Source organism: Streptomyces sp. NPDC005863, from assembly GCF_042871345.1.
Lineage (GTDB): Bacteria > Actinomycetota > Actinomycetes > Streptomycetales > Streptomycetaceae > Streptomyces.
On record NZ_JBIAII010000009.1, the window covers coordinates 135,457 to 149,978 of the forward strand.

Below are 14,522 nucleotides of genomic sequence, written 5' to 3' on the forward strand. Positions count from 1 at the left end.
GGGCGCGCAGGGGTGTGCCCCGGGGCCCGTGCGGGGGAAACGGGTCCGGTTAGGCGGAGGCGGGCTTGGCGCCGAGCAGCACGGCGTCGCGGCCGTCCTCCTCGGCGAGCTGCACCTTGACCGTCTCCCGCAGCGACGTGGGGAGGTTCTTGCCCACGTAGTCGGCACGGATGGGCAGTTCGCGGTGGCCGCGGTCGACGAGGACGGCGAGCTGCACCGCGCGCGGGCGCCCGATGTCGTTCAGCGCGTCGAGGGCGGCGCGGATGGTGCGGCCGGAGAAGAGCACGTCGTCGACGAGGACGACCAGGCGGCCGTCGATGCCGTCGCCGGGGATCTCGGTGCGGGCGAGGGCGCGCGGCGGGTGCATGCGCAGGTCGTCGCGGTACATGGTGATGTCGAGGGAGCCGACCGGGATCGTGCGCCCGGTGATCTCCTGGAGCTTCTCGGCGAGCCGGCGGCCGAGGAAGACGCCGCGGGTGGGAATGCCGAGCAGAACCACGTCGTCCGCGCCTTTGGCGCGCTCGACGATCTCGTGGGCGATGCGGGTCAGCACCCGCGCGATGTCCGGCCCTTCGAGTACGGGGCGCGCGTCGGCGGAGTCTTTCGGGGCGTGCGTGTCCATATGAAAACGGACCTCCTTCTCCGCCTCACAGGACGGACGTTAAAGGACGTCGAAATTGCGCCATCCACAGTACCAGTACGCGGGACCCGGCACGTCATCGGGCTCCACCGAAGGAGCGGTAGAGACCATTCGGCTTGACGCAGGCAAGTAACGCTGCGTAACCTCACAGTGAGTTACCAGCCACGCGGCGGAGCCGCATGATTGTCGCAGCGTCCGGGGAGCTATATGTCCAGCGAATACGCCAAGCAGCTCGGGGCCAAGCTCCGCGCGATCCGTACCCAGCAGGGCCTTTCCCTCCACGGTGTCGAGGAGAAGTCCCAGGGACGCTGGAAGGCGGTCGTCGTGGGGTCGTACGAGCGCGGCGACCGTGCCGTGACCGTGCAGCGCCTCGCCGAGCTGGCGGACTTCTACGGCGTCCCGGTGCAGGAGCTCCTTCCGGGTACCGCTCCTGGTGGCGCCGCCGAGCCGCCGCCGAAGCTCGTCCTCGACCTGGAGCGTCTGGCGCACGTTCCGCAGGAGAAGGCGGGCCCCCTGCAGCGCTATGCGGCGACGATCCAGTCCCAGCGCGGTGACTACAACGGCAAGGTGCTCTCGATCCGCCAGGACGACCTGCGCACCCTCGCCGTGATCTACGACCAGTCCCCCTCGGTCCTGACCGAGCAGCTGATCAGCTGGGGCGTCCTGGACGCGGACGCGCGCCGCGCCGTCGCCCACGAAGAGGTCTGATCCCGCCGCGGAAGACATCAGAAGAAACGTGCCGCCGGGGTGGCCGCAGCCGAAAGGCGCGGCCGCCCCGGCGGCTTTTCGCATTCCCGGAGCATTTCGCCCGGCCGCCCATTCCACCGGCGACCGGGCGGTGGCCCCGGAGAAAATCGGAGGGCCCGCAGCGGATTGCTGCGGGCCCTCCGATGACGTACGAGGACGCCTTACGCCTCGTCCCGGCGCAGGGACGGCTTCAGGTCCTTGAAGCGTCCGAGCAGGCCGTTGACGAAGGCCGGCGACTCGTCCGTGGAGAACTCCTTGGCGAGCTGGACCGCCTCGTCGAGCACCACGGCGTCCGGCGTCCCGTCGACCCAGACGAGCTCGTAGGCACCGAGACGCAGGATGTTGCGGTCGACGACCGGCATGCGGTCCAGGGTCCACCCGACGGCGTACTGGGCGATGAGTTCGTCGATGCGGCGCTCATGCTCCGCGTATCCCTCGACGAGCTCCATCGTGTACTCGCTCACCGGCGGCTGCCGGGTGTCGGACCGCGAGTGGCGCACCCAGTCCGCGAGGACCGTCAGGACGTCGGTACCGCGCTGGTCTGCCTCGAAGAGGATCTGGAAGGCGCGCTTGCGGGCCGTGTTACGAGCAGCCACGGTTAGCTGTTCACCCGGCCGAGGTAGCCGCTGTCACGGGTGTCGACCTTGATCTTCTCGCCCGTGGTGATGAAGAGCGGGACCTGGATCTGGTGGCCGGTCTCCAGGATGGCGGGCTTGGTGCCGCCGGTGGAGCGGTCGCCCTGGACGCCCGGCTCGGTCTCCTGGATGGTGAGCTCGACGGCGGCCGGCAGCTCCACGTAGAGCACCTCGCCCTCGTGCTGGGCGACGGAGGCGGTGAAGCCCTCGATCAGGAAGTTGGCGGCGTCGCCGACGGCCTTGCGGTCGACGTGCAGCTGGTCGTACGTCTCCATGTCCATGAAGACGAAGTAGTCGCCGTCCATGTAGGAGAACTGCATTTCGCGCTTGTCGATCGTGGCCGTTTCGACCTTGACGCCGGCGTTGAACGTCTTGTCGACGACCTTGCCGGAGAGCACGTTCTTGAGCTTGGTGCGCACGAAGGCCGGGCCCTTGCCGGGCTTGACGTGCTGGAACTCGACGACGGACCAGAGCTGGCCGCCTTCGAGCTTGAGCACCAGGCCGTTCTTGAGGTCGTTCGTGGAAGCCACGGTTGCGGAATCTCCTGGACTGACGTGGACGACCCCGGGGCACGCGCACAGCCGAAAGCTAGAGCGCGAGCAGCTCCTTGGTCGTGATGGTGAGTAGCTCGGGTCCGCCGTCCGCCTCTGGGCGCACGACGAGCGTGTCATCGATCCGGACACCACCTCTGCCCGGGAGGTGAACCCCCGGCTCGACGGTGACCGGCACGCAGGCGTCCAGTTTACCCATGGCCGCGGGCGCCAACTGCGGGTCCTCGTCGATTTCGAGCCCGACCCCATGTCCGGTGGCCGGAGGGAGCCCTTCCGCATAGCCCGCGGAGTCCAGCACCTGACGTGCCGCGCGGTCCACGTCACGGCAGGCCGCACCGGGCACGAGCGCCTCCCTGCCCGCCCGTTGGGCGGCGAAGACGAGGTCGTACAGCTCGATCTGCCAGTCGGCGGGCGAGGTGCCGATGACGAACGTACGGCCGATCTCACAGCGGTATCCGCGGTAGCTCGCCCCCAGACAGACGGAGAGGAAGTCCCCCTCCTCCACCCGGCGGTCCGAGGGCCGGTGGCCGCCCTTGCCGGAGTTCGGGCCGGTGCCGACCGAGGTCGGGAACGCGGGGCCGTCCGCGCCGTGGTCGATGAGCCGTCGCTCCAGCTCCAGCGCGAGATGCCGTTCCGTACGCCCCACGAGAATGGATTCGAGCAGCTCGCTCAGGGCCTGGTCGGCGATCTCGGCGGCGATCCGCAGACAGGAGAGCTCGTCCGTGTCCTTGACCAGACGCAGCTGCTCGACCGCCGTCCCGAGGTCCGTCAGCCGCATCCGCGGCGCGACCGAGGCGAGCGCGCGGTGCCGGGCTACGGTCAGGTGGTGCTCCTCGACGGCCAGCGTCTCGGCCCCCTGAGCGGCCGCCACGCCCGCACCGGCGACGGCCGGGTCGGCGCCCGGCGTGGGCAGCGGCTGCACCCGCAGCGCGTCGTCGGGCCGCCCCTCGCGCTCCTGGTCACCGGGCGGGCGTCCGCACAGCAGTACGTCCTCGTCCTTGCCGACGAGGAGTACGGCGCCGGCGGGCGCGGCACCGGTGAGATAGCGGACGTTGGCGGGCCGGGAGACCAACGCCGCGGCGCCGCCACCGGCGGCACAACGCTCCCTGACCCGCTCCCTGCGGACCGCGTACACCTCTGACATGGCCCGAGCCTACGAGCGCGACGGCCGTCCGGCCCGGCGGGCGCGTCCGACCGGGCGGTCGCCACCACCGAACCCGCACCGGACCGCACGCGGCGCTCAGCCGTCACAGCCGGTCCCGCCACCGTCCCGGTCGAGGTGCCTGCCGTAGCCGGGCTCGCCGCGATGGATCGGGGCGGCGCCTGCGGCGCGGGCCTCGGAGCAGTTCGCGTAGGACACAGAGCCGCCGCCTCCACGCCCGCCGGACCCCGAACCCGCCCGAGCCGCCGTCGTCCGCGCGTGTGTTGCCGCCCCCGCCGCCCGCCGGGGGCGGGGTGACCGTGACGGTCGACTTGACCGCCCTGGTCGAACGGACCGTGCGGGTGGGCGCGGGCGCGGCCTTCGGCGTCGCGGTCGCGGTGACGGTCGCCGTGCTCGTGACGGTCGGAGTGGCCGCCGCCTTCGTCTCGCCGCCCGGGTCTCCCCCGGCTCCGCCCACCCCAAACGGGGGTCGTGCCTCAGCCGTGACCGATGGTCCGGACTACCACTGTGGTGGGCTCGCGATGGCGCGGGCCAGGACCTCGTCGAGGACGCGGGCCGTGGCGGGGACGTCCAGTTGGGAGTTGTCGATGATGGGCAGGCCCGAGCCGTACCAACCCGCCATGCGGCCGTGGATGCGGGCCACTTCCTCGTCGGTCAGGCGGCGGTTGCCGCTGCGCTCGGCGTTGCGCTCCAGGACGACCTCCAGGCCGGGGAGCAGGACCACGGGCAGCAGACCGGGGCCCACATGCCGCTTCCAGCCACCGAGGCCGACGACCGGGCGGTCGGGGAAGACCGCGTCGTCGAGGATGCAGGAGATGCCGTTGGCCAAGAAGTTGCGCGCGGCGAAGCCGCAGGTGCGGCGGGCCAGGCGGTACTGCGCCTCGGAGTGGTCGTTCCACCCCGACTGGGGGTCGGCGAACCCCGAGCGCACCCATTCCCGTACGTCGTCGAGGCTGATGTGGGCCGTCGGCACACACCGGTGCTCGGCCCAGTACTTGGCGACGCTCGTCTTGCCCGCCCCGGCCGGGCCGATGAGCAGCACGGCGAGTGTGGTGGCGCCCGTGTCGGCCGGGGCCGTGCCCTGCGGAGGGCTCGGCATCGCGACGGGGCCGCCCGGCGGCAGCTGGACGTGGCCCGTGCTGTCCGGCGGCGGGGGCGCGGGGGCGGGGCCGGGCCCGTGCTGCGGAGGCTGGGGCACCACGGCGGCGGGCGGCATCGGGGGCTGCCCCTGCGCGTGTGCGGCATGCGGCGCCTGCCCTGGGGCGTGCGGCGCGGACAGTCCTGGGGCGTGTGGTCCGGGGGCGCCCGTGAACCCGGGAGGCACCGCCGGATGGGCCGACGCTCCGGGGTGCGGAGCGCTCGGGTGGTGTGCGGCCGGCGACCAGCCGGTGGCCGGTCCGTGCCCCGGCTGGTGGGGCGGCGGCAGCGGAGATCCCACTGCGTGCTGCATCCGGTGCCACTCCGTCTCGTGCGACTGACGCTGGTCGGACGGCAGCCGAGCCGCCCGTTACCGAACGGTACCGTCCCCGGCCGCCGTTGTGTGAACGGCCGGGGAGGCCGAGACGTGCCCGTGGCCGGAATCCTCGACCACGTAAAACGTGCCCTATGCGGACTACTGGCCCACTTCGCCGTACGCGGCGAGCAGCACGGCCGGGTCGGGCCCCTCCAGGACGGTCGGCTTGCCGAGGCCGTCGAGGACGATGAAGCGCAGCAGGTCGCCGCGGGACTTCTTGTCGACCTTCATGGTCTCCAGGAGCTTGGGCCACTGGTCGTAGCGGTACGTCAGGGGCAGGCCGACCGACTCGAGGACGGTGCGGTGCCGGTCCGCGGTGGCGTCGTCGAGACGGCCCGCCAGACGGCCGAGTTCGGCCGCGAAGAGCATGCCCACGGAGACCGCGGCGCCGTGCCGCCACTTGTAGCGCTCGTTCTTCTCGATGGCGTGCGCGAGGGTGTGCCCGTAGTTGAGGATCTCGCGCAGGCCCGCCTCCTTGAGGTCGCCGGAGACGACCTCGGCCTTGACCCTGATGGAGCGCTCGATGAGCTCGGCGGTGTGCGGGCCCGCGGGCGTACGGGCCGCCTGCGGGTCCGCCTCGATGAGTTCGAGGATCGCCGGGTCGGCGATGAAGCCGGCCTTGATGATCTCCGCGAGCCCGGAGACGTAGTCGTTCACCGGAAGCGATTCGAGCGCCGCGAGGTCGCACAGGACGCCGGCCGGCGGGTGGAAGGACCCGACGAGGTTCTTGCCCTCGGCGGTGTTGATGCCGGTCTTGCCGCCGACCGCCGCGTCCACCATGCCGAGCACCGTGGTCGGCACGGCGATCCACCGCACGCCCCGCAGCCAGGTCGCGGCCACGAACCCGGCGAGGTCGGTGGAGGCACCGCCGCCGACGCCGACGATGACGTCGCTGCGCGTGAAGCCGGACTGGCCGAGCGCCTTCCAGCAGTACGCGGCGACCTCCGCCGTCTTGGCCTCCTCGGCGTTCGGCACCTGGATGGCGACCGCCTCGTACCCCTGGTCGGCGAGGTCCCGGCAGAGCGCCTCACCGGTCTCGGCGAGCGCCTCGGGGTGGATCACGGCGACGCGCTTGACCTGGTCGCCGATGAGGCCGGGCAGCTCGCCGAGGAGCTGCCGACCGACCAGGACCTCGTACGGATCCGAGCCGGCGGTGCCGCCGACGTGGATACGGGTGGGGGTCTGCTCCGTCGTCATGCTTCCTTCAACTCCAGTGCGTCGAGGACCGCTCGCGCGACCTCATCGGGGGTGCGGCCGTCGGTGTCGACGACCGCGCGGGCGACTTCGGCGTACAGATGCCGGCGGGCGTCCATCAGCTCGCGCCACGTCTTGCGGGGATTGACGGCGAGGAGCGGGCGGGCCTGGTTGAGGCCGGTCCGCTTGACGGCTTCCTCGACGTCCATCGAGAGGCAGACGACGGGGTGTCCGACGAGCAGCGCGCGCGTCGACTCGTCGAGCACGGCGCCACCGCCGAGGGCGAGGACCCCGTCGTGCTCGGCGAGGGCCGTCGCGACGGCGGCCTTCTCCAGCGCGCGGAAGTACGGCTCGCCCTCGTCGAAGAAGATGTCGGAGATCTCCCGGCCCTGCGCGGCCACGACGTCGGCGTCGGTGTCCCGGAGCGTGGTCCCGAGGCGGTCGGCGAGCAGCTCACCGACCGTCGTCTTGCCCACGCCCATCGGGCCCACCAGGACGACGCGGGGGCCGCCGGTGTCGGTGCCGGTCACCGGATCTGCAGGTTGTCGAGGTAGGAACGCACGTTGCGACGCGTCTCGGGCACGCTGTCACCACCGAACTTCTCCGCGACCGCGTCCGCGAGGACCAGCGCGACCATCGCCTCGGCGACGATCCCGGCGGCCGGCACGGCGCACACGTCGGAGCGCTGGTGGTGCGCCTTGGCGGCCTCGCCGGTGGCCACGTCGATGGTCGCCAGGGCGCGCGGCACGGTCGCGATGGGCTTCATCGCGGCGCGTACGCGCAGCAGCTCACCCGTGGTCAGGCCGCCCTCGGTACCACCGGAGCGGCCGGAGGTGCGCTTGATGCCGTCGTCCGTGGTGACGATCTCGTCGTGCGCCTTCGACCCGGGCACCCGCGCGAGGTCGAAACCGTCGCCGACCTCGACGCCCTTGATGGCCTGGATGCCCATGAGCGCGGCGGCAAGCCGCGCATCCAGACGCCGGTCCCAGTGCACGTGCGAGCCGAGGCCCACCGGCACCCCATAGGCGAGGACCTCGACCACACCGCCCAGGGTGTCGCCGTCCTTGTGGGCCTGGTCGATCTCCGCGACCATCGCCTTCGACGCATCCGCGTCCAGGCAGCGCACCGGATCCGCATCGAGCTTCTCGACATCAGCCGGCGTCGGGTACACCCCGTAGGGCGCCTTGGCCGCGGCCAGCTCCGTGACGTGGGAGACGATCTCGATCCCGGCCGTCTCCTTCAGGTACGAACGGGCGACGGCGCCCAGCGCCACGCGCGCCGCCGTCTCACGCGCCGAGGCACGCTCCAGAATCGGACGGGCCTCGTCGAAGCCGTACTTCTGCATGCCCGCCAGGTCGGCGTGACCGGGACGCGGACGGGTCAGCGGGGCGTTGCGGGCCAGGTCGGCGAGGATCTCCGGATCCACCGGATCGGCCGACATCACCTGCTCCCACTTGGGCCACTCCGTGTTCCCCACCATGACCGCGATCGGCGAGCCCATGCTCAAACCGTGCCGCACCCCACCCAGAAACGTGACCTCATCACGCTCGAACTTCATCCGCGCACCACGGCCATAACCCAACCGCCGCCGCGCCAGATGATCGGCCACCATCTCCGTCGTGACCGGCACGCCGGCGGGAAGACCCTCCAACGTCGCGACAAGCGCGGGTCCGTGCGACTCCCCCGCGGTCAGCCAACGCAACCTGCTCAACGGATGCTCCTCATGCTCGCGCCTCGAACTGCGGTCTTCGACGGCGCGGCCGGGTGCGCGGCCCTGGCCCGCCACCCCTGATCCTCCCACGACCCGGGGCGCGATCCGGCGTCCGGTCCATCTGGCGGACGGCTGTGACCACGGCCTCGACCGTGCCGCGACCGGCGCGCGACCCGGCGCTCAGCGTGCGGCGAGCGCGTGCTCCCCGGCCTTGCGCATCACGCCGAGCGGCGCCGGGGCGTGTCCCGTCATCTGTTCGACCTGCAGCACCGCCTGGTGCACGAGCAGGTCGAGGCCGCTGACGACGGCGCCGCCGTACTCCGACCAGCGGGCCGCGAGCTCGGTGGGCCACGGGTCGTACAGCACGTCGAAGAGAGTGGCGGGGCGCTCGGGGACCAGGGCGGACAGCGCGTCGGTGGCGCCCGCCGGGGTCGTGGCGATCACCAGGGGGGCGTCCAGCGCCTCGCGCGCGTCCTCCCAGGCCTCGGTCCTGACCGCCACGTCGAGCCGCTCGCCCCACTGCCGCATCTCCGCGGCGCGGGCGTCACTGCGTACGTACGCGACGACCTCGCCGGTGCAGATCCGCGCCAGGGCGGCGAGCGCCGACGACGCGGTGGCGCCCGCGCCGAGGATCGCGGCGGAGGCGACCTGCTCGATGCCGCGTTCGCGGAGGGCTGCGACCATGCCGGGGACGTCGGTGTTGTCACCGACCTTCCTGCCGTCCTCCCGGAAGACCACGGTGTTGACGGCCTCGACGGACGCGGCGGTCCCGCTGATCTCGTCGAGCAGCGGAATGATCGCCCGCTTCAACGGCATCGTCAGCGAAAGCCCCGCCCATTCCGGACCGAGCTCCCCGATGAATCCGGGCAGCGCCGCCTCGTCGATCTCGAATCGGTCGTACGACCAGTCGCTCAGGCCCAGCTCCTCGTATGCCGCGCGATGCAGCACCGGGGAGAGGGAATGGGCGATCGGTGAGCCGAGGACCGCGGCTCGTCGCTTCTGCGCGCTCATTGCCCCTTCAGGTATTTCTCGCGGTTCCGGTTCTGTTCTTCGTTGGTCTCGGCGAACAGCGTCTTGTCGTCGATGGAGACGAAGTAGTACCAGTTGCCCTTGGCGGGTTGCAGCGCCGAACTCAGCGCCACCTCACCCGGGTTGCTGATCGGCCCGGGCGGCAGACCCTTGATCTTGTACGTGTTGTACGGGTCGTTGAGCTTGCGGAGTTCGTCGACCGTGCCGGTGCCCAGCTTGGACTCGCCGCGCAGGTAGTTGACCGTCGAGTCGAAGTCCAACAGGCCGTACGTCTCGGTGTTGTTGGGCTTCAGACGGTTGTAGACGACGGTGGCGACCTTCTCGAAGTCGTGCTTGTACTTGCCTTCGGCCTGGACGAGGCTGGCCACCGTGAGGACCTGCAACGGGTCCTTCAGGTGGAGTTCCGCCGCCTTCGACTTGAGGCCCATTTCGTCGTACTTCTCGCTGGCCTGGGCGACCATCTTCTTGAGGACGTCCGCGGGCTTCTGACCCTTGGCGACCGGATAGCTGGCGGGATAGAGGAATCCTTCCAGCGGATCCTTGATGTCCTTGTTCGTATTCGCCCAGGAGGGAAGTCCGAGGCTCTTCCATTGCGTCTTGGCGACGTTCTCCGTGGTGCCCTTGTCCAGGTGAAGACGCTTGTCGATCATTTTGTAGACCGAGGCGTTCCGCATTCCCTCGGGAATCACGAGGTTGTTGCGGCTCTTCGGGCTGAGCATCAATTCGACGGCGCTCGCCGCGGACATGTGCTTCTTGAGCACATAGACACCCGCCTGAATGCTCTGGCCCTGCGGATGCTTGCCCTGCGCGGAGACGAACGCGTCCACGCTCTTGACGACGCCGGCTTCCTTGAGCTTCTGCCCGATCGCGTAACCGCCGGAGTCCTTCGGGATGTCGACGGTGGCCGATCCGGAACCCTCGCCCGCGTAGTCCGGGGCCGTGCCGAAACGATCCTGGTAAAACTGGTAGCCGAAATAGCCGACGCCCGCCAGGCCGCCGCCGAAGACCATCGTGACGACCAGACAGGCGCAGCCGCTGCGGTGCTTCTTGGACTTCTTTCCGCCACGGCCGCCGCGCCGGTCACCGCGGCCACCGCGCCGGCCGGGCCCGTCATCGTCGTCCTCGCCACCCGCGAAGAACGCGTGTTCGCCCTGGTCGGGGCCCGGGTCCCAGTCCGGCCTCTCGGCCTCGGACTCGGGGTGCGCGGGACGGCGACGGGTCGGCGGCTCCGGCGGCGCATAGGCGTCGGGCGTCGAGTAGTAGTCGTGGTTCTCCGCGCCGTAGCCGCTCTGCTGGCCGGCATACGGGTCCATCGGATCGCCGCCGTAGGGGACCTGACCCTGGCCACCGGTGTCCCAGCCACCGTTGTAGCCCTGGTCGGTGCCGCCGCCGTACCCCTGAGCGGGATCGCCCTGATACCCCTGGCCCGGGTCGCCGGAGTAAGACTCACCGGAGTAGCCCTGGCCGGGGTCTCCGTGGAACTGCTGCTGCCCGCCGTACGACTGCTGGTCGTAGGTCTGCTGTTGGCCGGTGCTCCAGTCACCGCCGTAACTCGACTGGTGCGGCGGCTGATGCTGGTGCGGCTGCTGCGGGTGGTACTGCCCCTGGCCGCCGTAGGTGGACGTGCCGCTCGCGGGCGCCTGTCCTCCCCATCCGCTGTCCCCGTACAACGGGTCCTCCGGATGCCACGGTTCGGAGCCTGGGCCCCGGCCATACTCAGTCATCGATCCCCTACATGCCGCGAGGCGGGGCAGCCGTCTGGATGGCCGGGCAACCGTTCCGCCTCTTGATGCTGTGCGGCAGCTGTTCGAACACCGCCGCATCGCGCGGAACGTTACCGTATCGCGATCAGATGACCACTTCGACGCCCTCGCCGGGAGCTTTACCTGACGCCCGTTCGGACTCCAGGGCCTGCTGGAGAATGATGACCGCGGCCGCCTGATCGATCACAGACCTGCCCTTTTTGGACTTCACACCGGAGGCGCGCAGTCCCTGACTGGCCGTCACTGTGGTCATCCTCTCGTCCACCAGCCTCACCGAAATGGGGGCGACCATGCGGGCGAGCTCCTGGGTGAAGGCGCGGATCTTGGCGGCCGCCGGGCCCTCGCCCCCGTTGAGGGAGCGAGGGAGTCCGACGACGATCTCGATCGGTTCGTACTCCTCGACGAGCTGCTTCAACCGGCGCCGGGCGGCGGGGACGTCCCGGCCCGGCACGGTCTCCACCGGCGTGGCGAGGATCCCGTCGGGGTCGCACGAGGCGACCCCGATCCGGGCGTCACCGACGTCGACGGCCAGCCGCCGGCCCCGGCGCATGCCCGGTGCGGCCTCGGTCATCAGGCCGTCTCGGTGACGAGGCGCTCGACCGCGGCGATGGCCTCGGGCACGGCGGCCGCGTTCTGACCGCCGCCCTGGGCGACGTCCGGCTTGCCGCCGCCACCGCCGCCGAGGGTCTTGGCGGCGGTACGGACCAGTTCGCCCGCCTTGAGGCCGCGCTCACGGGCGGCTTCGTTGGTGGCGATGACGGTCAGCGGGCGGCCGCCCGCCGTGGCGAAGAGCGCGACGACGGCCGGGCGGTCGCCGGGGATGCGGCCGCGCACGTCGAGGACCAGCCTGCGCAGGTCGTCGGCGCCCGTGCCGTCCGGCACCTGGCCGGTGACGAGGGCGACGCCGCGGACGTCCTTGGCGGAGTCGACGAGACCGGCGGCGGCCTGGAGCACCTTCTCCGCGCGGAACTTCTCGATCTCCTTCTCGGCGTCCTTCAGCTTGGCGAGCATGCCGGAGATCTTCTCGGGGAGCTCCTCGGAACGCCCCTTGACCAGCTCCTGGAGCTGGGCGACCACCGTGTGTTCCTTGGCGAGGTAGTTGTACGCGTCCACACCGACCAGCGCCTCGATGCGGCGCACGCCGGAGCCGATGGAGGACTCGCCGAGCAGCTTCACCAGGCCCAGCTGGGCGGTGTTGTGCACGTGCGTGCCGCCGCACAGCTCCTTGGAGAAGTCGCCGATGGTGACGACACGGACCCGCTCGCCGTACTTCTCGCCGAACTCGGCGATGGCGCCCTGCTTCTTCGCCTCGTCGATCGACATGACCTCGGCCTGCACATCGAGCTCGTGCGCGAGGACCTCGTTGATCTTCTGCTCGACGTCCGTCATCACGGCCGTGGGCACGGCGGACGGCGAACCGAAGTCGAAGCGGAAGCGGCCGGGCTGGTTCTCGGAACCGGCCTGGGCGGCCGTCGGGCCGAGCGCGTCGCGCAGCGCCTGGTGGGTCAGGTGCGTGGCGGAGTGGGCGCGGGCGATGGCGCGTCGACGGTGGGCGTCGATCGACGCCCAGACCGGGGCGCCGACGGTGATCTCGCCGACCTGGACGACACCCTTGTGCACGTGCACGCCGGGCACCGGCTTCTGCACGTCGCGGATCTCGACGATCGCGCCGCTGTCCAGGCGGATGCGGCCGGTGTCACCGATCTGGCCGCCGCCCTCCGCGTAGAAGGGGGTGCGGTCGAGGACGATCTCGACCTCGTCGCCCTCGGTGGCGGCCGGCGAGGAGACGCCGTTGACCAGCAGGCCGACGATCTGCGCCTCGTTCTCCGTGAGGGAGTAGCCGGTGAAGTCGGTGGCGCCGGAGGCGTCGGCGATCTCACGGTAGGCGTGCAGGTCGGCGTGGCCGGTCTTCTTGGCCCTGGCGTCGGCCTTGGCGCGGTCCCGCTGCTCCTTCATCAGGCGGCGGAAGCCGTCCTCGTCCACGGAGAGGCCCTGCTCGGCCGCCATCTCCAGGGTGAGGTCGATGGGGAAGCCCCACGTGTCGTGCAGCAGGAACGCCTTGTCGCCGGAGAGGACCTGGCCGCCGGCGGCCTTGGTCTCGGTGACCGCGGTGTCGAGGATGTTGGTGCCGCCCTTGAGGGCCTTGAGGAAGGCGTTCTCCTCGGCGACGGCGACGGTCTCGATGCGCTTGCGGTCGGTGACGAGCTCCGGGTACTGCAGGCCCATCGTGTCGATCACGACGTCGACGAGGTCCTTGACGACCGGTCCGGTGGCGCCCATCAGGCGCATGTTGCGGATGGCGCGGCGCATGATGCGGCGCAGCACATAGCCGCGGCCCTCGTTGCCGGGGGTGACGCCGTCGCCGATGAGCATCGTGGACGTACGGATGTGGTCGGCGACCACGCGCAGCGAGACGTCCGAGCCGTGCTCGGCGCCGTAGCGCACGCCGGTGAGCTCGGTGGCCTTGTCCATGACGACGCGCAGGGTGTCCGTCTCGTACATGTTCTGTACGCCCTGCAGGATCATGGCGAGGCGCTCCAGGCCGAGGCCCGTGTCGATGTTCTTCGACGGGAGCTCGCCGAGGATCGGGAAGTCCTCCTTGCCGTCGCCGGCACCCCGCTCGTACTGCATGAAGACCAGGTTCCAGATCTCCACGTACCGCTCGTCGTTGACGGCGGGGCCGCCCTCTTCGCCGAACTCCGGGCCACGGTCATAGTTGATCTCGGAGCAGGGACCGCAGGGTCCGGGCACGCCCATGGACCAGAAGTTGTCCTTCTTGCCCAGGCGCTGGATGCGCTCGGCCGGGACGCCGACCTTCTCGCGCCAGATCTGCTCGGCCTCGTCGTCGTCGAGGTAGACCGTGATCCACAGGCGCTCGGGGTCGAGGCCGAAGCCGCCCTTGTCGACCGGGCCGGTGAGCAGCTCCCAGGAGAGCGTGATGGCGCCCTCCTTGAAGTAGTCGCCGAAGGAGAAGTTGCCGCACATCTGGAAGAACGTGCCGTGCCGCGTGGTCTTGCCGACCTCTTCGATGTCGGGCGTGCGCACGCACTTCTGCACGCTGGTGACGCGCGGCGCGGGCGGCTTGACCTCACCCAGGAAGTAGGGCTTGAAGGGCACCATGCCGGCGGGGACGAGCAACAGAGTCGGGTCGTCCGCGATGAGCGACGCCGAAGGGACGACGGCGTGCCCGCGCTCCTCGAAGAAGCTCAGCCAGCGGCGGCGGATTTCAGCCGACTCCATCAGTGGTCCTCATTCCGGTTGTACTGCGTCTTCATGTCGTTCTTGTGGCTGCTGTGGCTCTCGATGACCGCGAAGCGGCGCGGCGGGGCCAGTTCGGCGTCGGGATCGTTCTCCAGACCCAGCGCCTCGCCCAGTTCCGCCTCGCGCTCGGCCATGCCGTCGCGGATGTCGAGTGCGAAGTCCTTCAGGCGGTGACCCGTCTCGATCGCCTTGTTCGCGGCCTGCGCGGCGAGACTCTCGGGGGTCAGCTGCTTGAGCTTCCGGTTGACCTTGGTGGTGGCCCATACGCCGGCGGCTGCGCCCGCGGTGAACCAGAACGTACGGCGGAACATCGCTG

General features: G+C 70.7%; 15 protein-coding genes. 1 reads left to right on the forward strand and 14 read right to left on the reverse strand.

Translation table 11 applies throughout. The features are described from left to right. Nucleotides 1-49: 49 nt before the first annotated feature. A complete protein-coding gene (gene pyrR, locus ACFYO9_RS28075) occupies nucleotides 50-622 on the reverse strand; it encodes a bifunctional pyr operon transcriptional regulator/uracil phosphoribosyltransferase PyrR (protein WP_355818962.1) in 573 nt (190 codons plus the stop codon). Between the two features lie 225 nt (nucleotides 623-847). Here pyrR and bldD point away from each other — a divergent pair, with 225 nt between their 5' ends. Next, nucleotides 848-1,348, forward strand: coding sequence for a transcriptional regulator BldD (gene bldD / locus ACFYO9_RS28080; protein WP_030787240.1), 501 nt, complete (start codon nucleotides 848-850; stop codon nucleotides 1,346-1,348). Nucleotides 1,349-1,548: 200 nt separating this feature from the next. On the opposite strand, the gene nusB is transcribed toward bldD, so the two are convergent. The 13 genes from nusB to ACFYO9_RS28145 all read right to left on the reverse strand — a co-directional run bounded on the left by nusB (nucleotide 1,549) and on the right by ACFYO9_RS28145 (nucleotide 14,517). Further along, the gene (gene nusB, locus ACFYO9_RS28085; protein WP_355818964.1) at nucleotides 1,549-1,983 is read right to left on the reverse strand and encodes a transcription antitermination factor NusB; all 435 of its coding nucleotides are present in this window, start codon (nucleotides 1,981-1,983) and stop codon (nucleotides 1,549-1,551) included. A 2-nt stretch (nucleotides 1,984-1,985) separates the two neighbouring features. Next, nucleotides 1,986-2,552 (reverse strand): elongation factor P, encoded by a 567-nt coding sequence (gene efp / locus ACFYO9_RS28090; protein ID WP_358778271.1) that lies wholly within the window; start codon nucleotides 2,550-2,552, stop codon nucleotides 1,986-1,988. Between the two features lie 58 nt (nucleotides 2,553-2,610). After that, complete coding sequence (locus tag ACFYO9_RS28095; RefSeq protein ID WP_358778272.1) at nucleotides 2,611-3,717, reverse strand: aminopeptidase P family protein; 1,107 nt, start codon at nucleotides 3,715-3,717, stop codon at nucleotides 2,611-2,613. A 96-nt stretch (nucleotides 3,718-3,813) separates the two neighbouring features. After that, the gene (locus tag ACFYO9_RS28100; protein WP_358778273.1) at nucleotides 3,814-3,933 is read right to left on the reverse strand and encodes an excalibur calcium-binding domain-containing protein; all 120 of its coding nucleotides are present in this window, start codon (nucleotides 3,931-3,933) and stop codon (nucleotides 3,814-3,816) included. Between the two features lie 301 nt (nucleotides 3,934-4,234). Further along, on the reverse strand, nucleotides 4,235-5,185 hold the full coding sequence (locus ACFYO9_RS28105; protein ID WP_358778274.1) for a Pro-rich N-terminal domain-containing protein: 951 nt from the start codon (nucleotides 5,183-5,185) through the stop codon (nucleotides 4,235-4,237). Nucleotides 5,186-5,347: 162 nt separating this feature from the next. Then, nucleotides 5,348-6,445, reverse strand: coding sequence for a 3-dehydroquinate synthase (aroB, locus tag ACFYO9_RS28110; protein WP_355818975.1), 1,098 nt, complete (start codon nucleotides 6,443-6,445; stop codon nucleotides 5,348-5,350). Further along, the gene (locus ACFYO9_RS28115) at nucleotides 6,442-6,924 is read right to left on the reverse strand and encodes a shikimate kinase (RefSeq protein ID WP_358778278.1); all 483 of its coding nucleotides are present in this window, start codon (nucleotides 6,922-6,924) and stop codon (nucleotides 6,442-6,444) included. Before ACFYO9_RS28115 ends, aroB begins: the two co-directional genes overlap by 4 nt. Nucleotides 6,925-6,968: 44 nt before the next feature. Further along, nucleotides 6,969-8,153: a chorismate synthase gene (gene aroC / locus ACFYO9_RS28120; RefSeq protein ID WP_355818977.1), complete on the reverse strand. Its 1,185-nt coding sequence runs from the start codon at nucleotides 8,151-8,153 to the stop codon at nucleotides 6,969-6,971. Nucleotides 8,154-8,333: 180 nt separating this feature from the next. Continuing rightward, nucleotides 8,334-9,164, reverse strand: a complete 831-nt coding sequence (locus tag ACFYO9_RS28125; RefSeq protein ID WP_358778744.1) for a shikimate dehydrogenase — start codon at nucleotides 9,162-9,164, stop codon at nucleotides 8,334-8,336. Then, on the reverse strand, nucleotides 9,161-10,906 hold the full coding sequence (gene mltG / locus ACFYO9_RS28130; protein ID WP_358778745.1) for an endolytic transglycosylase MltG: 1,746 nt from the start codon (nucleotides 10,904-10,906) through the stop codon (nucleotides 9,161-9,163). The genes ACFYO9_RS28125 and mltG overlap by 4 nt, the downstream gene beginning before the upstream one ends. A gap of 124 nt (nucleotides 10,907-11,030) precedes the next feature. Further along, nucleotides 11,031-11,516 (reverse strand): Holliday junction resolvase RuvX, encoded by a 486-nt coding sequence (ruvX, locus tag ACFYO9_RS28135; protein WP_355818985.1) that lies wholly within the window; start codon nucleotides 11,514-11,516, stop codon nucleotides 11,031-11,033. Then, nucleotides 11,516-14,185, reverse strand: a complete 2,670-nt coding sequence (gene alaS / locus ACFYO9_RS28140) for an alanine--tRNA ligase (RefSeq protein WP_355818987.1) — start codon at nucleotides 14,183-14,185, stop codon at nucleotides 11,516-11,518. Before alaS ends, ruvX begins: the two co-directional genes overlap by 1 nt. Further along, nucleotides 14,185-14,517, reverse strand: coding sequence for a DUF6167 family protein (locus ACFYO9_RS28145; RefSeq protein ID WP_358709583.1), 333 nt, complete (start codon nucleotides 14,515-14,517; stop codon nucleotides 14,185-14,187). Before ACFYO9_RS28145 ends, alaS begins: the two co-directional genes overlap by 1 nt. Nucleotides 14,518-14,522: the final 5 nt, after the last annotated feature.